Raw genomic sequence first — 21459 nt, 5'->3', positions numbered from 1 at the left:
CCCTCATCGCAGCGTCGTCCCCCACATGTTCAGCAGATAGCGGCGCATCACGAGAATGAACACCAGCGCCGGGACGATCAACGCGAACCCGCCCGCGAACCGATACGGCGTGGACGCCTCGCCGAGCGCGGTGAGCACCTGGGCCGGCAGCGTGCGGTGACCGAGGGTCACGAGGGTGGCGCCGAGGATCTCGTTCCACGAGAGTACGAAGGTGAAGATCGCGGCGGCGGCCAGGCCCGGCAGTGCCAGCGGCACGACGACCTGCCACGCGGCCTGCCGGCGGTTGCAGCCGAACACCTGCGCGGCCTCCTCCAGATCCGCGGGCACCGCGACGAAGATGCCCGCGGTGATGAGCACGGTGGTGGGCAGCGCCAGTACGGTGTGCACCAGCGTGACGGCCAGTACCGTGTCGTCGAGACGCAGGTGCAGGAACATGGTGGCCAGCGGCACCGACAGCACCACGATCGGCAGGGCCCGCACCAGCAGTACGAACAGCCGGTAGGCGTCCTTGCCGCGGAAGGCGTAGCGCGCCAGCGCATATCCGGCGGGTGCGCCGATCAGCAACGACCAGAACACCGTGTACAGACCCACCAGCACCGAATTGCCCAGGGCCGGGAAGGTTCCGGTGGCGTGGAAGAACGAGGACAGCGTCTCGGTTGAGAACTGCCGGGGGATCAGGGTTTTCGGGTAGGCGTCGATACTGTCGCGGGAGGAGAAGGCCGCCAGCGTGATCAGCGCGATCGGCACCGCCATGAACAGCGAGACCGCGACGCAGGCGAGCTGGACCCCGGCCGCGCGCCACCGCCGGCGGCGCAGCGGGCGGCGGTCGATCGGCGGCAGGCCGGTGGTCATCGCGCCTCCTCCGGTGCCCGGACCGTCCGCAGGTACAGCGCGGCGGTGATCAGCGAGATCGCCAGTACCACCAGGGATACCGCGCTCGCGACGGCCGGATTCTGCAGATTCGAGTACCACTGGTAGGTCTCGCCGACCAGGAGCGGGAAGTCGCGGCCGGTCAGGGCCTGGGCGACGGCGAAGGCCTGCAGCGCCAGGATCGTTCGCAGGATCAGCGCCACCTGCAGGCTCGGCGCCAGCAGCGGCAGCGTGACGTGCCGCAGCCGCTGCCAGGGGTTCGCGCCGAAAACCTGTGCGGCCTCGTCGTAGTCGCGGGGGATCAGCTGCGCGCCGGCCACCACGATGACGAACACCAGCGAGGTGGCGCGCCAGACCTCGGCGATCACGACGGCCAGCAGCATGGTCCAGGTGTGCCGGTAGCCCAGCCACTGCACGCCGTCGTGGGCGAGACCGAGCCGGATCAGCAGCGAATTCAGGTAACCGCGATTGCCGAAGACGGACAGCCACACCAGGCCCGCCGCCAGCTCCGAGATCGCCAGCGGCAGGCACCAGAGGTAGAAGTGCCCGGCGAGGAATCGCGGCCGCGCCTGCACCAGCAGCGTCATGGCGATCGCCAGTATCAGCTGGATCGGTACCACGATGACGATCAGCAGAATCGTATTGCGCAGGGCGGGAAGGAAATACGGATCGTGGAACAGACGGGAGAAGTTGCCGACGGTGAGGCCGTGGCCGCCGCGGAACGCCTGCACCACCGCCTGTGCCAGCGGCCAGCCGAACAGCGCCAGCAGCAGCACGATCGAGGGGAGCAACAGCAGCCACGGGGTGCGGGCGCGCAGGGTCATCGCTCACACCACCCGGCAGTGCGCGGCGGGCGGATCGGGGGCCCAGCACGGCACCTTCATCTCGTCGAGGATGCCCTGGAGGATCTTGGCCTGCTGGTCGAGCGTGCCGCGAATATCGGCCCCGCCCAGCACGATCGCGCGGAAGGTGTCCTGGAAGACCTTGCTCACCTCGCCCTCGCGCTGCCCGAGCCCGACCGGTGGCAGCGAGACGATGGTGCCCGGCGCCTGCTGCTGCCGGCGCACCGCGTCGGCCTCCAGCCGCACCGCCGGCGGCAGATCGCCGGGGATCGCGGCGCCGACCGCGGGGAAGAATCCGTTGGACCGCAGCAGGTCGATCTGCGCGGCCGGTTGGCTGAACGCGGAGATGGTGCGTTGCGCCAGTTCGGGTTCCGGCCCGTGCTTCGGGATCGCGAGCCCCAGCAGGACCGCCATGTAGCCGAGCCCCTTCGGTCCACGCGGTGCGGGAAACATGTGCCAGTTCTGCGGATCCCGGGCCGGCGCCTGCGCCAGCCGCACCACATGATCCCAGGCCATCCGCACCTCCCCGGCGGCCAGCGGTTCCTGCATGAAGTCGTAGGTGGTGCTCGCGGGCGTGCAGTTGGCCCACAACTCGCGGAAGTACTGCCACGCCGTGACCGCCGCCGCCGACCGGAACGCGGTGATCTGCCCGGCGGTGAACGAGGGCAGCAGATACCCCTGAGTGAACCTGTGCAGCAACCCTTTCGGTCCCGCGGGCAGCCCGAGCATCGGCCGGTTCCCGTTGGCCCGCCGCGCGGCGACGGCCCAGTCCAGGAACTGGTCGTAGGTGAGCGCGTCGGCATCGGCCCCCGGCGGCAGATGCCCGAGCGCCTCGGCGTGGGCCGCGAGCACGTAAGTGGCTGTCGCCCAAGGGACGTACCAGGTCCGGTCGGTACCCACCCGGGCCAGCGCGAGATGGTCCGGGGACCATCCGCGCGGCCCGAGATCGCCGATCAGCCCGGTGAGATCCTGCAGATATTCCGGCGCGAGCGGCGCCAGATCCCCGTGCAACCCGCCGACCAATCCGATCCTGGTGGACCCCGCCGACACCTGACTGCGAATCTGCGTCGCGAACGGACTCTCCTCGATGGTCACGTACGCGACCCCGGGGGCGGTCCGGGCCAGCAGCGCCCGGAAATGCTCGACCTCGTCGGCCGGCCGGAACTGGGTGGAGAGGAAGATCATCGACCCGTTCCCGGTGGTCGAGAATCCGGTACATCCGGCGGCGAACGCCGCCACCCCCAGCCCGGCCGCACGCAACACCGCCCTGCGTGTCGAGCGGGCTGCCGACATACTCGTTCCCCCGGTGCTGGACCGTCCGTTGCTCGAAGCGTCAATCTATGTGAGCTGTAACACATTGTCAACAAGAGCCCGGACGGTCGGCTTGGTGCCGTGCGGCTATTCGATCAGGGCGGTCCAGATGGCGTCGGGGTCGAGGTGGGGGGAGGTGCGGGCGGCCTGGTGGACCAGCAGGCGGCCGGTGGTGATCAGGTGCGCGCGCATGGCGGTCGCGGCGGCGTCGGGATCGCCGGCGGTGACGGCGGTGACGATCGGGGTGTGTTCGTCGTCGATGTCGGTGAGGGTGCGGGAGGTGTCGGCGGTGGAGGCGCCGAGCAGGCGGGTGGTCTCGCGGAGGGCGGCGACGATCGCGCGGGACCGGGCGTTGCCGGCGGCGGCCAGGATCAGGTCGTGGAGGCCGAAATCATCACGGGCGAAGGTGGATTCGTCGGCGGTGCGGGCCGCCGTGTGCATGCGCTCGTGCCGGTCGGCGAGGGCGTGCCGCAGTGCGGGGTCGGGGTTCGCGGCGGCGCGGTGGGCGGCGGGGACCTCCAGGGCCAGGCGGACGGCGAAGATCTCCGCAATCTCGTGGGGTTGCGGGAGCAGGATGCGGAAGCCTTGGCGCGCTTCGAATTTGATGACGCCGACCTCCTCCAGGCGGAGCAGCGCCTCGCGGACGGGGGTGCGGGACATGTGCAGGGCGTCGGCGAGTCGATAGACCGAGTATTTGGTGCCGGGGCGCATGCGGCCGGTGTCGATGGCGGCGCGGACGGCGGTGATCGCCTGCTCCATGCGCCGGCCGGTGGCGGGCGGGAGGGGACCGAGGTCGAGCGCGCCGTCTGGCATGGCGGCGATCGTAGCATGCTACGACGGTGTAGCATGCTACGAATGATCGATGCCGCCGCACTGGCCGACCGGTTGCGCCGCTCCGGGGTGGGGGAGGTGCGCGACGATTCGACCACGCGGGCCGCGTACTCCTCGGACGCCTCGTTGTATCGGGTGCTGCCGCAGGTCGTCGTGCGGCCCCGGCATGCCGACCAGGTGGCGGCGGGGCTGGCGGTGTGCCGCGCGGAGGGGGTGCCGCTGACCTCGCGCGGGGGTGGTACCTCCATCGCGGGCAATGCCGTCGGGGCCGGGGTGGTGATGGATTTCGGGCGATATCTGAACCGGGTGTTGTCGATCGATGCGCAGGCGCGTACCGCGGTGGTGGAACCCGGTGTGGTGCAGGCGGTTCTGCAACGGGCCGCGGCGCCGCACGGGTTGCGGTTCGGGCCGGATCCGTCGTCGTACACCCGCTGCACGATCGGCGGGATGATCGGGAACAACGCGTGCGGTAACCGGGCGCTGGGCTACGGGCGGACCTCCGACAACATCGAGGAGCTGCGGGTGCTGACCGGAACCGGTGTGGCACTGCGGCTCTCGGCCGGTCGCACCGAGCCTGCCGCGGGGCCGCTCGCGGATCTGCATCGGGTGATGCAGGGCGGGCTGGCCACCGCGCGCACCGAGCTGGGCCGTTTCGGCCGGCAGGTGTCCGGTTACGCGCTGGAGAATCTGTTGCCGGAGAAGGGGTTCGACGTCGCGCGGATGCTCGTCGGCAGTGAGGGCACGCTCGCGGTGGTGACGCAGGCGACGGTGCGGCTGGTCGCCGATCCGGCGCATCGGGTGCTGGTGGCGCTGGGGTATCCGGATATCGCGGCCGCCGGTGACGCCGCACCCGGAGTGCTGGCCTTCGCGCCGACCGCGTGCGAGGGGATCGATTCCCGCATCGTCGAGGTGCTGCGGCAGCGCCGGGGGCCGGATGCGGTGCCGCCGTTGCCCGCCGGGGCGGCCTGGCTGTTCGTCGAGATCGCGGGGGACGATCGCGCGGAGGTGCTGGACCGGGCCGCGCGGACGGCCGAATCCGCTGGGGCACTGGACAGTCGAGTGGTCACCGACGCCGCGCAGGCCGCCCGGTTGTGGCGGATCCGGGAGGACGGCGCCGGTCTGTCGGCACGCAGTCCGGCCGGACTGCCCGCGCACGCCGGGTGGGAGGATGCGGCGGTGCCGCCGCACCGGCTCGGGGCGTACCTGCGCGATTTCGACGCGCTGATGCGCGATTTCGACGTGACCGGCCTGCCCTACGGACATTTCGGCGACGGATGCCTGCACATTCGGCTCGACCTGCCGCTGGATCGGCCCGGCGGTACCGCGATCTTCCGCGAATTCCTCACCGCCGCAGCGGAACTCGTGGCCGGTTACGGCGGATCGCTGTCCGGTGAGCACGGCGACGGCCGGGCCCGCAGCGCGCTGCTGCCGGCGATGTACTCGCCGGCCGCGATCCGGCTGTTCGCCGCGGTGAAGCACGTCTTCGATCCGGAGAACGTGCTCAATCCCGGTGTGCTGGTGGACCCCCGGCCGGTCGACGCCGATCTGCGGGTGCCGGCCGCGCCGCCGCTGCGCCGCGATCTGGCCTTCGGCTACCGCGACGACGACGGCGACTTCACCCGGGCCGTGCACCGCTGTACCGGAGTCGGCAAGTGCCGCGCCGACAACACCGGTACCGGCGGGGTGATGTGCCCGTCGTTCGCGGCCACGGGGGAGGAGAAGGATTCCACCCGCGGCCGCGCCCGGATCCTGCAGGAGATGGTCAACGGCACCGCGGTCACCGGGGGCTGGCGTGCGCCGGAGGTGCACGAGGCGCTGGATCTGTGCCTGTCCTGCAAGGGATGTCGTTCGGACTGCCCGACCGGTGTCGACATGGCCGCCTACAAATCCGAGGTACTGCACCAGACCTATCGCGGCCGCCTCCGGCCCGCCGCGCACTATTCGCTGGGCCGGTTGCCGCGCTGGGCCCGGCTCGCGGCCCTCGCGCCGCGCACGGTCAACGCGGCCATGCGGATTCCGGGTGTGAGCCGTGCGGTGCTGGCGGCCGCCGGTGTGGACGCGCGCCGCGGCATTCCGCCCTTCGCGCCGCGCACGTTCCGGTCCTGGTTCGCGGCCACCGCGCACGAACGCGCCACGACCGGTGATCCGGTACTGCTGTTCGTCGACTCCTTCACCGACCATTTCGATCCGGAGGTCGGCATCGCGACCGTGCGGGTGCTGGAGGCGGCCGGTTACCGCCCGCGACTCACCGCCGCGCGGCAGTGCTGCGCGCTGACCTGGATCACCACCGGCCAGCTCACCGCCGCGCGGAAGATCCTCGGCCGGACCGTCGGAACCCTCACGCGGCAGGTCGGATCGGGTATTCCGATCGTCGGGATGGAGCCCTCGTGCACCGGGGTGCTGCGCTCGGATGCCGTGGAACTGCTGGGTGATTCGGCCGCCCCGGTCGCGGCGGCCACCCGCACCCTGGCGGAGCTGCTCACCGAACGCGGCTGGCAGCCGCCCACTCTCGCCGGGACGTCGATCGTGGCACAACCGCACTGCCACCACCATGCCGTCATGGGCTGGAGCGCCGACGAGAAGTTGTTGCGCGCCGCCGGGGCCGAGGTGCAGCGGCTCGGCGGATGTTGCGGTCTCGCAGGCAATTTCGGCGTCGAGAAGGGGCACTACGAGGTCTCGGTGGCGATCGCCGGGGATCGGCTGCTGCCCGCGGTCGCGGCGGCCGGCCCCGGCGATCCGATCCTGGCGGACGGATTCTCCTGCCGCACCCAGCTGGCCGATCTGACCGATCGCCGGGGCGAGCATCTGGCGCAGTTGCTGGCGGATCGACTGGCGCCGTAGCGATCCGGTGTTCACCGTGGGCGTAGTGTCGGATTCTCCCTGTCAGGCTAGCCTGTCGGATATGGCAGACAGCAGCAGGTGGAGCGATGGTAACGCGGCGTGGAAGCGGCTCACCTCCCGGCGCGGGGGCCCGTCGACCGGATCGGACGCACTGGCCGCCCTCGACGACGTCGTCACGGTGCGCCGGACATTGGACCAGATGGAATTGCGGGCCGTGCACGCGGCGCGGGAGTACGGGCAGAGCTGGACGGAGATCGCGACCTATCTCGGCGTGACCCGGCAGTCCGCCTGGGAGCGCTGGCACGATCTGGATCAGCAGGTCGTGCTGGAGCAGGCCGCGCGGGACGCGGCCGCCATCCCGATGCGGGCGATCCGGGAACGGCGCCGGTCGACGGTCACCGTGCCGAATATGATCGGCATGAGCTGGATCGACGCCCGCACGGCGCTGGACAAGGTCGGACTGGCCGCGGTGAGCGCCGAATCCGACACGCCCACACCGGAACTCGGCGAGACCGGCTGGATCGTGACCGATCAGAGCCCGGAGTCGGGCGCCCGGGTGCCGGCCCGCTCGGTCGTGCAGGTCTGGCTCACCCGCGACGACGGCCACGGCGGTGTGCGCGAACCGCGCCGCCCGCGGCCCACTCCGCTGTCGATGCGCGAGGCGCTGCCCGAGCCCACCCAGGAAGCGGTCGGCTGAATCCGGCCGCGCCGCAGCGGTTCCCGGCTCATTCGCCGTAGCGGTCGAGCAGTTCCCGGAAGTCCTCCGGCAGGTCGAAGGTCATCCGATCGTCCTCGTGCTGGGTGAGCTGGGTCAGTTCGCCGCTGCGCCACCAGTACAGGTGCGGGCTGACCAGACCGGGAGCGTCGACGTAGCCACGAATGGTGAAGTCGGTCATATCGTGCACGGCCGGCGCGAACGCACTGCCGTCGAGCGGGCGGAACACCAACTGGGTCCGGTTCGGCATCGTCACCAGCACACCGTCCTCGCCGAACGGGACCGCCATCCGGGTCAGCAGTTCGTCGAGGACCAGCACCCGCGAGGCCGTGAAATACGAGTCGTCGATCATCGCGTGGAACCAGCCGCCGGCCCGGCGGCCGAAGGTCTGATGCGCCGGAATCGGCAGGGCGCGCAGGTTTTCCATCGCCCGCGGCCACAGTTCGTCGAAGCCGCCGAGTTCCGCGACGGCGGTGTCGGGCATCGTGGTGACCGTGTCGGGCCGGTCGAGGGCGAGCACCACCCACAGCCCCTCGGCGACCTCGGGACCGTAGCGGAACTCGTCGCGGTACTGCATCTGGAAGTCCGGCACGACGCGGGGGAACATGGTCGGCAGCAACTCGTCGACGGGCAGATCCAGCGGATCCGAATCGTGTTCGCGCAGCAACCGGTCGAGGTGCTCACCGATCAGCGCGGGCCAGGACCCCGGATCGCCGCCGAAACTGTGGCAGTAGGCCGCGATGTTGTAGAAGCCGAGCTGAGCGCCGTCCATGGTGGTGAGGTGCGTCTCGGAGACGACACCCTCGATACCGCGCTCCGCCAGCACCTCTCGCATGGTCGCGCGGAAACGCCTGCCCTCGTCCGCCGACAGGAACGAGAACGAGGGATCGCGCGGGTCGGTCCCCGGATCGCGTCGCTGCCGTCGGTTGAACCAGCTCACGCCCGCCTCCGATCCGGAAGAACAACCCGGACAGCCTAACTCGCAGGCTGCTGCCCGAGGAACCCGGAGCGGGCGCGGCTCAGTCGCGGCGGGCGGGCAGGCCGAGCGCCTGGGACGCCTCCCGGGCGGCCGTGAGCAGAAGCGGGGCGCAGGTCCGGACCTTGGTGCGATCGAGGTCGAAGGTCAGCGCCGACACGCTGATACCCCCGATAGGCGCGCCGTGATGGTCCAGTACGGCGGCGCCGAGACAGCGGGTGTGCTCCTCGTTCTCCTCGTCGTCGACCGAATACCCGCGCGATCCGACCTGTTCCAGATGGGCCACGAGCAGATCCGGATCGGTGATGGTGCGCGGCGTCATCGCGGTGAGCGGTAGCCGCGAAAGTCGTGTGCGCAGTTCGGGTTTCGGCAGCGACGCCAGGATGGACTTGCCGATCGCGGTGCAGTGCAGCGGGATCGACAGGCCGATGCGCGAGCGCATGGCGTACGCGCGGTCGCCCTCGAGCTTGTCGACGTATACCGCCTCGTCGCCGGACAGCAGCGCGAAATGGATCGTGTGGCCGGTCTCGGCGCACAGTCGCTGCAGAATCGGGCGCACGATCTGCGGGATGCTCGCCGACTGCCCGGCCAGCGACAGCAGCCGCACGCCCGGCAGATAGCGGCGGTCGGCGTCGACCCGGACCCAGCCGAGTCCCACCAGTTCCTGCAGGATCCGATGCACCGTCGAGGTGGGTAGCCCGGTGCCGCGGCTGATCTCGCTGACCCCGTGGACGCTCGCCAGCGCCTCGAGGACCAGTACGACCTTGGCGACCGCGCTGGGCGAGGGCGGGGCGACGGCGTCGGCGGAGGACGTCATCGGGCCATCCAGCCGCCGTCCACGACCAGTACGTGCCCGTGCACGTAGGCCGCGGCCGGCGAGCAGAGGAAGACCACCGCACCGGCCAGATCGGCGGGGTCGCCCCAGCGCCCGGCCGGAATCCGTGCGGAGATGGCGCGATTGCGGTCCGGATCGGCCCGCAGCGCCGCGGTGTTGGCCGTCGCGATGTAGCCGGGGGCGATCGCGTTCACCCCGACACCCGCACCCGCCCATTCGGTCGCCAGCGCCTTGGTGAGCCCCGCGATGCCGTGCTTGCTCGCGGTGTAGGAGGCGACGTTGAGTCCGCCCTGGAACGACAGCAGCGAGGCGATGTTCACGATCCGGCCGGTGCCGCGCGCCAGCATCGCGGTACCGAAGCAGCGGGAGAGCAGAAAGGCCGCATCGAGATTCACGTCGAGCACCTGCCGCCACTGCGTCAGCGACACCTCGGCGGCCGGGCCGCGGCTGATGATGCCCGCGTTGTTCACCAGCAGATCGATGCGGCGGCGGGCGGCCAGATCGCCGGCGGCGGATTCGACCGCGGCCGGGTCGGTGAGATCCGCACCGACGGTGTCGCATTCGCGGCCCAGGGCCCGGACCTCCGCCGCGACCTCCGCGAGCCCGGCCCGATCCCGGCCCCAGAGCACCACATTCGCCCCGGCCCGCGCCAGCGCCAGCGCCGCGGCGCGGCCGATGCCGGTGCGAGCGCCGGTGACGACGGCCCACTGCCCGTCGACCCGAAACGCCCCGCCTACCGCCTCCGCCCCCTGACCGCTCACGCTGTCTCCATCGGGCGTGCTCGAGGGGCCTGCGTGGTGACGCTCCGCTACCGCCTCCGGCCCCTGACCGCTCACGCCAGGTCCGCGGTGGCGACGAAATCCATGTCGGTGTAGGCGAGGTTCTCGCCGGCGGTCGACCAGACGAATCGGTAGGGGGCGGTGCCGGCGCCGGTGTGGACCGACCACGGCGGGCTGATCACCGCCTGCCGGTCGGCGACGATGATGCTGCGCGTGCGGGCGGGCTGTCCGCACAGGTGCACCACGCGCTCCGCGGGATCCAGGTCGAAGTACAGGTAGATCTCGGTGCGGCGGTCGTGGGTGTGGCACGGCATGGTGTTCCACACGCTGCCGGGTTCGAGAGTCGTGATGCCCAGGGCCAATTCGCACGACCGCACGCCGTCCTCGTGGACGTATTTGCGGAGGGTGCGCTCGCTGGCCTTGGCCGGATCGCCGATGTGGTGGGTCTCCGCCTCGTCGCGCGTGATCAGGCTCGTCGGCAGCGGCCGGTGCGCCGGGGCGGAGACGAGGTAGAAGACCGCATCACCGGCCACCGCAACGGATTCCGTGCCCTGGCCGACGTAGACGATGTCCTCCGCCCGGACCTCGAAGCGCTGCGCACCGGCGGTGACGGTACCAGTACCGGACAGCGTCACGATGCCCAATTCGCGGCGGTCACAGAGCCGTTCGGCGCGCAACTCCGGCGGCGGCGTCAGCGCGAGCTCACCTCCGGCGGGCACCGCGCCACCGATCAGCAACCGGTCGTGATGCGACAGCGTGAAACGCACCTCGCCCTCGGCGAACAGATCGGTCACCAGGAAGCGGGCGCGCAACTCCTCCGGCGACAGGGTGGCCATTTCGACCGGGCTGGTGGCATAGCGGACGTCGGCCACGTACTGCTCCTTCATCTTTCCCGTCTGACGGAAAGCACTTTCCCTCCCAGAGGATGCGGGAGGAGTATGCCGTACCGAGCACGACAGCGGCAAGGTACGAATGCCGCGCGACGGCGGGCCGCGACCCGCCGCGGAACGAGGAGCGGAGCCGTGAAATGAGCCGGTATCTCCCCGATCTCGCCGTGGGCGAGCGTTCGGCGCACGCGCTCGGCGCGCACGGGTTCGTCCGCGACTGGCTGGTGAGCCCGGCCTGGTCGGCCCCCTGTGACGATCTCGATCAGGTGCTGGCGGCGGACGGCAGCCCCTGGGGCGAGGACGGCCGCTGGGTGCTGACCAACGGGCCCGATGTCGCACCGTTGAAACAGCGCCTGTACCAGCGGCATCCGCTGTATCCGGCGCAGCCGCTGCCGATCGTGGCCGAGGGCGGGGAATTCGACTGGCGGCCGGAGGCTTCCGGGGAGATGCGGCACGCCACCTGGCGGCGTGCGCACACCGGGGCCGACGGCCTGCTGGACTGGAGCGAATTCTGTTTCACCCCGGAGTACCGGCAGGCGATCGCGGCGACCGTGCTGGAGGTCGACCAGGCCGAGTACCGGGTGCTCGAGGTCGCCTGTACCGGTCCGGCCGCCGTCTTCGTCGACGGCGAATGTGCCGGGGCGATCGAGGATTTCACCTATATGGAGCCGCATCCGCTGCGCCTGCGGGTGCGGCTGCGCGCCGGACGGACCGCGGTACATCTGGTGACCTGGCAGGTCGCCTTCCGGGAATGCCGGCAGGTGGCGAGCCTGCGGATCGAGGGATTACCGGTGCGGGTGCTGATCCCGTCACCGGGGGCCGACGAGAACCGTTGTGCCGCCGCCGAACACATCCTCGACGCGATCGCGGTGGCCCCCTGGGCCGTCACCGGCGACACCGTGACACTGACCGGTCCGGCCGGGGCGCGGGTGGCGGTCGACCTCGGCGGCCACACCCGCGAGGTGCGGCTCACCGGCGGTCGTGCCGCGGTGTCGTGGTGCGGTGCGCCCGCCGCCGCGGAAGCGGATCCCACCGACAGCACCGCCTCGATGCTCACGACCGGGGAATCGACGCTGACGGTGCGGATTCCGGGCACGCCGGTATTCCGTGAGCTGCGGGTGGCGCGGGTGCCCGCCGAATTCCGGCCGGCGCCCGACGGATCCGATGCGCGGCGGTGGCGGGCGGAGTTGCTGCGGCACGTCGCCGCCGGGGCGCCCGGGGTCGCGCGGGCCCTGGCCCGGCACGCGCTGGAGCCCGGGTCCGCCCTGCGCGACGCGGATCTGGACCCGCCGCTGCGCATGATCGAATCCCGTTCCGACTGTGCCGATTTCGAGGCGGTCGGACTGGTCCACCTGTGGTATCGGCTCGGCGACGCGAACTGGTCGCCGGCGCAACGGGATCGCGTGCGTCGTGCGCTGCTGGCCTTCAAGTACTGGATCGACCAGCCCGGCCTGGACGCGATGTGCTACTTCACCGAGAATCACCAGTTCGTCTGGCACACCGCGGAAACCCTGATCGGCGAGCTGTTCCCGGACGAGACCTTCGGCAACGCCGGTCGGTCCGGCCGGCAGCACGCCGACCACGGCCGGCGCCTGGCCGCGGAGTGGATGCGCCGCAAGCTCGCCGGTGGTTTCAGCGAATTCGATTCCAACGCGTACCTGGCCATCGACTCCCTGGCGCTGGTGTCCTGGATCGAGTACGCCGCCGACGACGGACTGCGCCGGCTGGCGGAAGCGCTGCTGGACAAGGCATTGCTGACGCTGGCCGCGAATTCCTGGCGCGGGGTGCACGGCGCCGCGCACGGCCGCTCCTACGTGCCGACGTTGCGGTCGTCGCGATTCGAGGAGACCGCGCCCATCATGTGGACCCTGTGGGGGGCGGGCGCGCTGAACTCGGCGGTGCTGCCCGCCACCGCGCTGGCGACCGCGACCTGTTACCGGATGCCCGCGGCGATCCGCGCGATCGCCACCGAACTTCCCGCGGAATGGACGGGGCGGCAGGTGTATCGCGGCGACTACCGGCTGCACCACGATCTGCTGGACCGCCCGTACGGATCGGATCTGCGGGTGTGGCGCACCCCGGCGGCCATGCTGTCCAGCGTGCAGGACTATCGCAGCGGCCTGCCGGGCCTGCAGGAGCACATCTGGGGCGCGACCCTCGGTCCCGAGGTACAGGTGTTCGCCACCCACGCCGCCGCCGACAGCACCTCCTCGTCGGCCCGGCCGAATGCCTGGGCCGGACAGCGGATTCTGCCGCGGGCGCATCAGCACCGCGACACCGTGCTGGTCCTGCATCGGATTCCGGCGGGCGACCGGTTCGGCACCCATCTGTGGTTCCCCACTCCGCATCTCGACCGCGCGACGGCCCGCGGCGCGTGGCTGGCCGGTGCGGTCGGCGACGGATACGTCGCGGTGGCCGCCGCCGGTGGTTTCGAACCGGTCCGGGCCGGTGACGAGGCCGGGCAGGCGTGGCTGCCCCGCGGCGACGGCCGCGCCTTCGTGGCCACCGTGGGGCACAGCGTGGCCGACGGCTCGTTCGACGAATTCGTGGCCGCGCTGGCCGAACCCGAATTCGGCGCCGCGACGGTCTCGTGGCGGGCGCGCGACGGCCGCGAGCTGGCCCTGTCGTGGCCCGGAGCCTTCACCGTGAACGGTTCGCCCGCAACCGATCTCGTGGACGGATTGCCCGCCGAGCCACCGCATCTGGACAATCCGGCGGTCCACCTGCCGTTCGGCGCACCGCGGCTGACGGCCGCCTGGTCGGGGCATCGTCTGGTCCTGGACCTCGCCGCGGGACGCCGCCTCGAACCCGAGAGCGGCGTCCCCGCCGCCGAATTCGAGGGTGCGGCCGATGTCGTCCGCTGATCCGACCTCCGCGCGGCAGGCCGCGCCGCCGCTGCCGCCGTTACCGGATCTGTCCGTACCGCGGCTGATCGATATCGGCGAACGGCTGGTGTGGCGGACCTGGTCGGCCGGACTGCCCGAGTGGTTCTGGGGCGAGGGGGTGTGCCTGCTGGGTATGCTGCGATTCGCCCGGGCCCGCGGCGCGGCGGTACCCGCCGAGGTCGTGGATTGGCTTCGCCGCCACCGGGATACGGGGATCGAGGTGACACACGTGAACAACCTCGCGCCGGGCGCCGCGGCGGTGCTGGTCGCCGCCGACCACGCGGACCTCGCCGAATCGGCAGTGGCACTGGGCCGCTGGTTCCGGGAGTCGCCCGCCGCCACCCGGGCGCCGAACGGGGCCCTGGAACACTGGCCGGGCGGGGTGTGGGCCGACACCACCTTCATGGCCGGGGTGTTCCTCGGACATCTCGGCGAACATCTCGCCGATCCGGAGCCGGTGCGGTGGTTCGGCGAACAACTGCTCGCCCACGCCGAGATCCTGCAGGATCCGGCGACCGGGCTGTTCGCGCACGGATCCCATCGCGGCGAGACGATCCCGTGTTTCTGGGGACGCGGCAACGCCTGGTGCGCCCTGGCCGCGGTCGAATTCCTGGAAGTTGCTGCCCGCGAACGGGTTCCGGTGGATCCGGCACAGCGCGCGGCGGTGGCCGCGGTGCTCACCCGGCAGTTGCGCGCGCTGGCCGCGCGGCAGCCGGAGCACGGCGTGTGGAGTGTGCTGGTCGACGAGCAACCCGAGAACGCCGGAATTCTGGAGACCTCGGCCGCGGCCGGGATCGGCGCCGCGATGTTGCGCGCGACGGCCGTATTGCCCGAGTGCCCACCGGAGATCGGTACCGCCGGACGGCGGGCGGTCGCCGGGGCCCTGGCCTACGTCGATGCCGGCGGCACCCTCACCCGGGTCAGCGCCGGAACCGTACTGCAACTGATTCCGTTCGGCTACAGCGTGATTCGGGACGATCGGCAACAACCCTGGGGTCAGGGGCTGGCCCTGCACGCGGTGGCGGCGGCCCTGACGGCGGCGCAGTCCCCGGGAGGATCGCGGTGACCACCGCCGCCGCCGGCGGACCGGCGCCGGGAGTGGTGCTGTGCGTGGGGGAGCCGCTGATCGCGCTGACCCCGGCCGCCGCGACCGGATTACAGCACACGGACACGTTGTCGGTGGCCGTCGGCGGCGCGGAGGTCAACGTCGCGGTCGGCCTGGCGCAACTCGGGGTGCCGAGCCGGTTCGCCGGACGGGTGGGCGACGATCCGTTCGGCCGCAAGGTGTCCGCGGTGCTCACGGCCGCGGGGGTGGACGCCCGATTCCTCGAGGTCGACCCGGGCCGCCCGACCGGTCTGTATCTGAAGGATCCGGCCGGACCGGTGCGGTACTACCGGAAGGATTCGGCCGCATCCGTTCTCGCGCACCTGCCGGAACCGGCGCGGGACGGGGTCGGCCACGTCCACCTCACGGGTATCACGGCGGCGCTGTCGCCGCAGTGCCGGGATCTGGTCGCGCGGCTGCTGTCCGCACCCGGCGCCACCGCGTCGTTCGACGTGAATTACCGTCCGGCGCTGTGGCATCCGGCCGTGGCAGGTCCCGTCCTGCTGGCGCTGGCCGCGCGCGCCGATATCGTGCTGGCCGGTCTGGACGAGGCGGCGCTGCTCTGGGATGTGCACGAGCCCGAGGACATTCGCGCCCTGCTGCCCGATGTCGGCGAACTGATCGTCAAGGACGGACCGCGTCGGGCCAGCGCCTTCCGGGGTGCGGATCGCGTCGACGTGCCGCCGCTGCCGGCGCCGGTGGTCGAGCCGATCGGCGCGGGCGACGCCTTCGCCGCGGGCTATCTGGCGGCTCGGCGCGGCGGTGCGACCCTGGCCGCCGCGCTGCGTACCGGACATCTGCTGGCGGCCATCGTGATCGGCGGTCACACCGACCACGGCCGGGCCCCGACCGCTCGCGAACTGGACCTCGCCCGGACCGGTACGGGCTGGCCGGCGGCGGATTGAAACCCCGCTTCCCGATTCGCCGATATGCGCGCTACGACCGGTTGCCGCAGTTGGGCGTGGTTTGCGGCGAATTGCCGCCGGGTACCCTCCCCCGGCCGACTGGCGCGGCTGTGCCGGACTGGCTATGCTCATCCGCGGCTCGAAACTGCTTGTCGGTCCGCCTGTTTGGGTTACCCCTGAGTAGCGGATAGGTCCGGGGAGGCTGTGTCATTTCCCTTGACGAGTGTGGAAGTGCGGGAAGGTGTCACAGTCATCGAATCCGCCGGAAGATGAACGTCGCGACGCCGTAGCGCAGCGACGGAATCCTACCGTTCCGGTATTGCTGGGCGTCACGATCGTGACGGCGAGTATTGCGGTGTGGTCGGTTCTCATCTCTCCGGCAAATATCCGGATCCCCCTCGGCGTCGGTCTCGGCGCGGCGGCGATCATCGTCTCGGTCAGCGTGAGCCTGGCCGTACACAACGCGGTCAAGGCCGCCCGGGCACAGGCCGAGGCCGCCTGGTACCGAGAGGGTATCGATCAGGCCCGGATCGTGGTCGACCAGGCGCGCCGGGAGACCGATCTCGCGCGTGTCGACACCGAACGGTTCCGGATCGATTCCGAACGTTCGGCCCAGACCGCCGCGATCGATATGGCGACCCGCCTCGCGGCCGCCGACGAGAACATCGCGCACTATGTGCGCCAGGCGCAGCAGAACGAGAATCGGCGCTCCGCGGCCGTGGCGTCCTTCGCCAGCGCCGCCGGCCGCATGCAGGCCATGATGACCAGCATGCTCGCCGAACTGCGCGAGATGGAGCACCGGCACGGTGATCCGGCGGTGCTCGCCGATCTGCTCGAACTGGACCATCGCACCGCGCAGGCGGGCCGGCTGGCCGACAGCGTGGCGGTGCTCAGTGGCGCCCGTTCCGGCCGCCGCTGGGCGAAACCCATTGCGATGGAATCGATCCTGCGTGGCGCGATGGGCCGGGTCGCGGGCTATCAGCGCGTCCGGCTGCGGGCCGTCGCGGATGTCGCCGTGCTCGGTCACGCCGCCGAGGGCGTGATGCACGCGCTGGCCGAACTGATCGACAACGCCTGCAACTTCTCGCCGCCGACCACCGAGGTCCACGTGTACGCCGCGGAAGTTCCTGCGGGCGTGGTGGTCACGATCGAGGACAGCGGTCTGGTGATGAGCGAGTCCGCGTTGCGCCGGGCCGAGCACGCCGTCTCCGGCGAGACCGTGCGCGGCCGGGATCTGTCCTCGCTGACCGGAACCCGGCTGGGCCTCGCGGTCGTCGGCCATCTGGCCCGCAAACACACTCTGACCGTGTCGTATCGGCCGTCGGCGATCGGCGGCACCGCCGTGGTCGTCGTGGTGCCGCGCGAGCTGACCGCGCGCCTGGATCGCACCCCCGGTGCGACCACCGTGCTGGCGCTGCCCGCCGCCGGTGTCACGGTCGCCGCCGCCCCGCGCCCCAGCGCGGGATCCATCGGTCCCGCTCCGATCTCCGCCACCACCACCGCGCAGCTTCCGGTGGCCGAGGATGCCCGGCTGCCGAAGCGCCGCCGCGGCAGCACACTCGCCGCCGTACATCCGGACGGTCTGTCCAGCCCCGCCGGAACCGAGAACGCGACGCTGACGCCGCCTCCCGCCCGGCCCGATGCGCTCGGAGCCTTCCAGCGCGCGGTGACCGGTCGCGACATCGACGCCGCGGCCACCGTATCCCCCTCTGTCGCCGTGGAGAACGATTGATGACGACATCCGCCACCTCTCAGCTCAGTTGGCTGCTCGAGCAGCTGCTGGACCGCACCCCGGAGACACGGCACGCCCTGCTGTTGTCCAGCGACGGGCTGAAGATCTGCCACACGCCGGAACTGTCGATCGACAAGGCGGATCAGCTGGCGGCCATCTCGGCCGGCATCCAGAGCCTCGCGCACGGCGCCTCCGCCGAATTCGGTGACGGCCGTAGTGGTGTCCGGCAATCGATGACCGAGTTCTACGGCGGCATCCTGTTCATCGTCGAGGCGGGCCAGGGCGCCCACATCGCGGTGGTGGCGGCGGAGGACGCGGACGCGGGCCTCGTGGGTCACAACATGCGCGAACTCGTGGAGCAACTCAGCGAGCACCTGGCCGCACCGCCCCGTGCCGAGGGCGAGATCGTATCGTGACGAGGCCCGGTCGCGACGACGCCCCGGATCGGCTGTACACGCTGACCGGAGGCCGCAGCCGCCCGGACACCGATGCCTTCGACCTGGTGACGCTCGTTGTGAGCGAATGCGATCCGGTGCCGGGTATGCCGTCCGAGCAGGTGAAGATCCTCGGAATGTGCCGTGCCCCCACCGCGGTCGTGGAGATCGCGGCGGAACTGCGGTTACCGGTCGGTATCACCATGGTTCTGCTCTCCGATCTGTTGCTCGCCGGGAAGATCACCGTGCGACATCCGAAGACCGGCCACACTGGCCCCGGTGCGCAGCAGAATTCGCTGTTCGACACCGCCATGCTCGAGAAGGTGCTCGTTGGACTCCGCAACCTTTGATCCCCGGCCGGCGCGGGCCGAGGCGCCGTTGCTCAGCACGGCCAGCCGGGGCCTGAAGATCGTCGTGATCGGCGGCTTCGGCGTCGGTAAGACCACTCTGGTGCGCGCGGTGAGCGAGATCCGCCCGCTGGACACCGAGGCGACGATGACCAACGTGGGCGTGGGTATCGACGATCTGTCCGCGGTGCCCGGAAAGGCCACCACCACGGTGGCTTTCGACTTCGGCCGGATCACCATCGACGCCGAGCACGTGCTCTACCTGTTCGGCGCGCCCGGACAGGAACGGTTCTGGTTCCTGTGGGACCGGCTGTTCACCGGTGCGCTCGGCGCCATCGTGCTGGTCGACCAGCGGCGGATCGCCGACTCCTGGTATTCCATCGATCGCCTGGAGCATCAGGGAATCCCGTTCGTGGTCGCGCGCAACAACTTCGGGGGCGCCACCCAGACGCTGGCGGACATCCGGGACGCGCTGGACCTGGATCCGCTGGTGCCGTTGATCGATTGCGATGCCCGGTCCCGGGATTCGTGCAAGCAGATCCTGATCGCCTTGGTGGAGCACCTGTTCCGGGGCGCCGCGCGGTTGCGCGAGCAGACGGCCCACGCCGTGGGCCCGGCATTCCAGCTAGGACCGGAGGTCCTCTCGTGAGCGCGCCCGATTTCGCCTCGAACCATTCCGGCGGTTGCCCGGTCGAGCGGCCGCCGGTGTCGTTGTCCGGACCGATCTTCCACACCGATCCGCACCAGCTGTACGGCCAGATGCGCCGCGAGCACGGGCCGGTGGTGTCGGTGGAGTTGCCCGGCGGCATCCCGGCGTGGCTGGTGATCGGCTATCGCGAATTGCACCAGGTACTCAGCGATCCCGAGCTGTTCCCGCGGAATGTGGCGCTGTGGAACCAGTGGCCGAACATCCCGCCGGACTGGCCGCTGTTGCCGATGGTGGGCCAGCCGATGCCGTCGATCTATTTCAGCGCGGGCGCCGAGCACCGGCGGCACGTGACGATGGTGGAACCCGCCCTGGAGGAGGTGGATCCGTTCGAATTGCGCCGCATCACCGAGGAATTGGCCGATCGGCTGATCGATCTGTTCTGCGGTCGCGGTGAGGCGGACCTGATCGCGTCCTACGCCGAGCCGCTGCCGGTGTACGCCATCGGCCGGATCGTCGGCGTCGCGGACGAGGACATCCCGGACCTGGCCTGGACGATGAAGACGCTCGCCGACGGCGGCGCCGACGCCATCAACGCCCATCAGCGTTTCGGTGAGCACACCCAGAAACTGGTCGCCGCCAAGCGCAGTCGTCCCGGCAACGATGTGACGACCCGGATGATGCAACACCAGATCCCGTTCACCGACGAGGAATACGCGCTGGATCTCATGGCGATCCTGGCCGCCGGGCACCTGACGACGGCGGACTGGATCGGCAACTCGGTGCGGCTGATGCTGGTCCAGGACCGCTTCGCGGCGGCCTTCGGCGGCGGCCGCAACAGCATCGCGCAGGCGATGAACGAGGTGCTGTGGGACGACGTGCCGTCCCAGATCCTGGCCGGCCGCTGGGCATCCCGCGACACCCGGCTGGCGGAGAAGGTGATCCGGGCCGGCGACATGCTGCTGCTCGGCCTGGCCGGCGCCAACACCGATCCGCACATCCGGCAGAACCTGGACGACCGCCAGCAGACCGCCTACACGGGCAACAACGCCCACTTCGGTTTCAGCTACGGCGAATACCGGTGTCCCTTCCCCGCGCAGCAGATCGGCGAGATCATCGCGCGGACCGGGATCGAGGTGCTGCTGGACCGGTTGCCCGATATCCAGCTCGGGGTATCGGAGGCGACGCTGGCGCGGCGGCCGTCGGTGTTCCAGGGCGGAATGACCTCGCTCCCCGTTCGTTTCACCGCAGTTCGCCCGCTCGGAGGTCTACCGTGAGTTCGAAATGCCCGTTCGGCGATACCATCTCGATCGACCCGATGGTCGGCGACCTGCCCGGTGAGACGGCGCGACTGCGCGCCGCCGGCACGGTGGCCCGCATCGATCTGCTCGGCGCGCAGGCGCTGACCGTCACCGACCACGCGCTGGCCCGGCAACTGCTGGTGGACGGCCGCCTGGTGAAGGACATCAACGCCTGGAGTCTGTGGCAGTCCGGCGCGGTCACCTACGAATGGCCGCTGATCGGCATGGTCGACGCCGGCCGTTCGATGTTCACCGTCGACGGCTCCGAACACCGGCGGCTGCGGATCAAGACGACGCAGGCGCTGTCGCCGCGGCGGCTGGAACTGTTGCGCCCCACCGTGTCCCGGCTCACCGACGAACTGCTCGACGATCTGGCCGAGGCCGGGCGCGACGGGGACGTGGTGGATCTCAAGCAACTGTTCGCCTATCCGTTGCCGATCCGGGTGGTGGGGGAGCTGCTCGGGGTCGACCGCGTCGATCATCCGATGTTGCTGGACGCCTACAAGAAGTTCTTCTCGGTGCTGACGCCGCAGGACGAGCGGCTGCAGATCATCGCCGATCTGGACGACTACTACCTGGATCTGATCCGCAAGCGGACCGCGCAGCCCGCTGACGATCTGCTGTCGGCGCTCATCCTCGCCGACGAGGGCGGCGATCGCCTGACCGAGGAAGAGGTGCTGGGCAATCTGAAGGCCCTGGTGGCCGCCGGGCACGAGACGACGGTCAGCCTCATCCTGAACGCGGTGCGCGCCTTGCTGACCCACCCCGGCCAGTTGGCGCTGTTGCAGTCCGGCGACGTGGACTGGAAGCAGGCGGTGGAGGAGACGCTGCGCTACGAGAGCCCCTCGACGCATCTGCTGATGCGCTTCGCCACCGAGGACATTCCGGTGGGGGACGCGGTGATCGAGAAGGGCGAGGGCGTGGTGATGTCGTATCGCGCGATCGGCCGCGACACCTCGGTGCACGGCGCCGACGCCGACGAATTCGATATCGAGCGCCCGAGTGCCAACCGGCACTTGGCCTTCGGCTACGGCCCGCACGTATGCCCCGGTGCGGGACTGTCGCGGCTGGAGGGCAATGTGGCCCTGCCCGCGCTGTTCGAGCGCTTCCCGCAGCTGCGACTGGCGGTGCCGGTGACCGAGATCCGCAATCTGCCGGTGCTGACGCAGAACGATATCGCGGCATTCCCGGTGCGGCTGAGCTGAACTGCTCCATCG

The 21459-nt window shown here is 70.8% G+C and carries 19 protein-coding genes; 11 read left to right on the top strand and 8 right to left on the bottom strand.

What is annotated here, in order from left to right; all coding sequences use genetic code 11:
- Positions 1–3: 3 nt before the first annotated feature.
- The 4 genes from G361_RS0127850 to G361_RS0127835 all read right to left on the bottom strand — a co-directional run bounded on the left by G361_RS0127850 (position 4) and on the right by G361_RS0127835 (position 3836).
- On the bottom strand, positions 4–852 hold the full coding sequence (locus G361_RS0127850) for a carbohydrate ABC transporter permease (RefSeq protein WP_019930413.1): 849 nt from the start codon (positions 850–852) through the stop codon (positions 4–6).
- Complete coding sequence (locus G361_RS0127845; RefSeq protein WP_019930412.1) at positions 849–1694, bottom strand: carbohydrate ABC transporter permease; 846 nt, start codon at positions 1692–1694, stop codon at positions 849–851. Before G361_RS0127845 ends, G361_RS0127850 begins: the two co-directional genes overlap by 4 nt.
- Positions 1695–1697: 3 nt before the next feature.
- Positions 1698–3005 (bottom strand): ABC transporter substrate-binding protein, encoded by a 1308-nt coding sequence (locus G361_RS0127840; protein ID WP_026343595.1) that lies wholly within the window; start codon positions 3003–3005, stop codon positions 1698–1700.
- A 105-nt stretch (positions 3006–3110) separates the two neighbouring features.
- Positions 3111–3836, bottom strand: coding sequence for a GntR family transcriptional regulator (locus G361_RS0127835; RefSeq protein ID WP_019930410.1), 726 nt, complete (start codon positions 3834–3836; stop codon positions 3111–3113).
- A gap of 33 nt (positions 3837–3869) precedes the next feature.
- On the opposite strand from G361_RS0127835, the gene G361_RS0127830 reads away from it, so the two are divergent.
- Together G361_RS0127830 and G361_RS47310 are read left to right on the top strand one after the other, a co-directional pair.
- Positions 3870–6695 carry an FAD-binding and (Fe-S)-binding domain-containing protein gene (locus G361_RS0127830; RefSeq protein WP_036495560.1) on the top strand — a complete coding sequence of 942 codons (2826 nt, stop codon included), beginning with the start codon at positions 3870–3872 and terminating at the stop codon, positions 6693–6695.
- 61 nt (positions 6696–6756) lie between these two features.
- On the top strand, positions 6757–7392 hold the full coding sequence (locus tag G361_RS47310) for a PASTA domain-containing protein (RefSeq protein WP_019930408.1): 636 nt from the start codon (positions 6757–6759) through the stop codon (positions 7390–7392).
- A gap of 28 nt (positions 7393–7420) precedes the next feature.
- Here G361_RS47310 and G361_RS0127820 read toward each other — a convergent pair whose 3' ends face one another.
- From G361_RS0127820 to kduI, 4 genes are all read right to left on the bottom strand, one after another.
- Positions 7421–8350: a hypothetical protein gene (locus G361_RS0127820; RefSeq protein WP_019930407.1), complete on the bottom strand. Its 930-nt coding sequence runs from the start codon at positions 8348–8350 to the stop codon at positions 7421–7423.
- A 79-nt stretch (positions 8351–8429) separates the two neighbouring features.
- Complete coding sequence (locus G361_RS0127815; RefSeq protein ID WP_019930406.1) at positions 8430–9203, bottom strand: IclR family transcriptional regulator; 774 nt, start codon at positions 9201–9203, stop codon at positions 8430–8432.
- Positions 9200–9982 carry an SDR family oxidoreductase gene (locus G361_RS0127810; RefSeq protein ID WP_019930405.1) on the bottom strand — a complete coding sequence of 261 codons (783 nt, stop codon included), beginning with the start codon at positions 9980–9982 and terminating at the stop codon, positions 9200–9202. The genes G361_RS0127815 and G361_RS0127810 overlap by 4 nt, the downstream gene beginning before the upstream one ends.
- Before the next feature lie 71 nt (positions 9983–10053).
- Complete coding sequence (kduI, locus tag G361_RS0127805) at positions 10054–10887, bottom strand: 5-dehydro-4-deoxy-D-glucuronate isomerase (RefSeq protein WP_019930404.1); 834 nt, start codon at positions 10885–10887, stop codon at positions 10054–10056.
- A gap of 140 nt (positions 10888–11027) precedes the next feature.
- On the opposite strand from kduI, the gene G361_RS0127800 reads away from it, so the two are divergent.
- The 9 genes from G361_RS0127800 to G361_RS0127760 all read left to right on the top strand — a co-directional run bounded on the left by G361_RS0127800 (position 11028) and on the right by G361_RS0127760 (position 21447).
- Complete coding sequence (locus G361_RS0127800) at positions 11028–13751, top strand: hypothetical protein (protein WP_019930403.1); 2724 nt, start codon at positions 11028–11030, stop codon at positions 13749–13751.
- Complete coding sequence (locus G361_RS0127795) at positions 13738–14838, top strand: glycoside hydrolase family 88 protein (RefSeq protein WP_155981804.1); 1101 nt, start codon at positions 13738–13740, stop codon at positions 14836–14838. The genes G361_RS0127800 and G361_RS0127795 overlap by 14 nt, the downstream gene beginning before the upstream one ends.
- Positions 14835–15782 (top strand): sugar kinase, encoded by a 948-nt coding sequence (locus G361_RS0127790; protein WP_019930401.1) that lies wholly within the window; start codon positions 14835–14837, stop codon positions 15780–15782. Before G361_RS0127795 ends, G361_RS0127790 begins: the two co-directional genes overlap by 4 nt.
- A 319-nt stretch (positions 15783–16101) precedes the next feature.
- The gene (locus tag G361_RS0127785) at positions 16102–17514 is read left to right on the top strand and encodes a sensor histidine kinase KdpD (RefSeq protein WP_019930400.1); all 1413 of its coding nucleotides are present in this window, start codon (positions 16102–16104) and stop codon (positions 17512–17514) included.
- Positions 17514–17930 carry a roadblock/LC7 domain-containing protein gene (locus tag G361_RS0127780; RefSeq protein ID WP_019930399.1) on the top strand — a complete coding sequence of 139 codons (417 nt, stop codon included), beginning with the start codon at positions 17514–17516 and terminating at the stop codon, positions 17928–17930. Before G361_RS0127785 ends, G361_RS0127780 begins: the two co-directional genes overlap by 1 nt.
- Positions 17927–18298: a DUF742 domain-containing protein gene (locus G361_RS0127775; RefSeq protein WP_019930398.1), complete on the top strand. Its 372-nt coding sequence runs from the start codon at positions 17927–17929 to the stop codon at positions 18296–18298. The genes G361_RS0127780 and G361_RS0127775 overlap by 4 nt, the downstream gene beginning before the upstream one ends.
- Entirely contained in the window at positions 18279–18944 is a 666-nt protein-coding gene (locus G361_RS0127770) for an ATP/GTP-binding protein (protein ID WP_369797944.1), read from the top strand. Before G361_RS0127775 ends, G361_RS0127770 begins: the two co-directional genes overlap by 20 nt.
- Positions 18941–20218 (top strand): cytochrome P450, encoded by a 1278-nt coding sequence (locus G361_RS0127765; protein ID WP_019930396.1) that lies wholly within the window; start codon positions 18941–18943, stop codon positions 20216–20218. The genes G361_RS0127770 and G361_RS0127765 overlap by 4 nt, the downstream gene beginning before the upstream one ends.
- Complete coding sequence (locus G361_RS0127760; protein WP_019930395.1) at positions 20215–21447, top strand: cytochrome P450; 1233 nt, start codon at positions 20215–20217, stop codon at positions 21445–21447. The genes G361_RS0127765 and G361_RS0127760 overlap by 4 nt, the downstream gene beginning before the upstream one ends.
- The last annotated feature ends 12 nt before the right edge of the window (positions 21448–21459 follow it).

Source organism: Nocardia sp. BMG111209 (genome assembly GCF_000381925.1).
GTDB lineage: Bacteria > Actinomycetota > Actinomycetes > Mycobacteriales > Mycobacteriaceae > Nocardia.
Note: the sequence above shows the minus strand (reverse complement) of the source record. Positions and strands in the feature narration are given on the sequence as shown.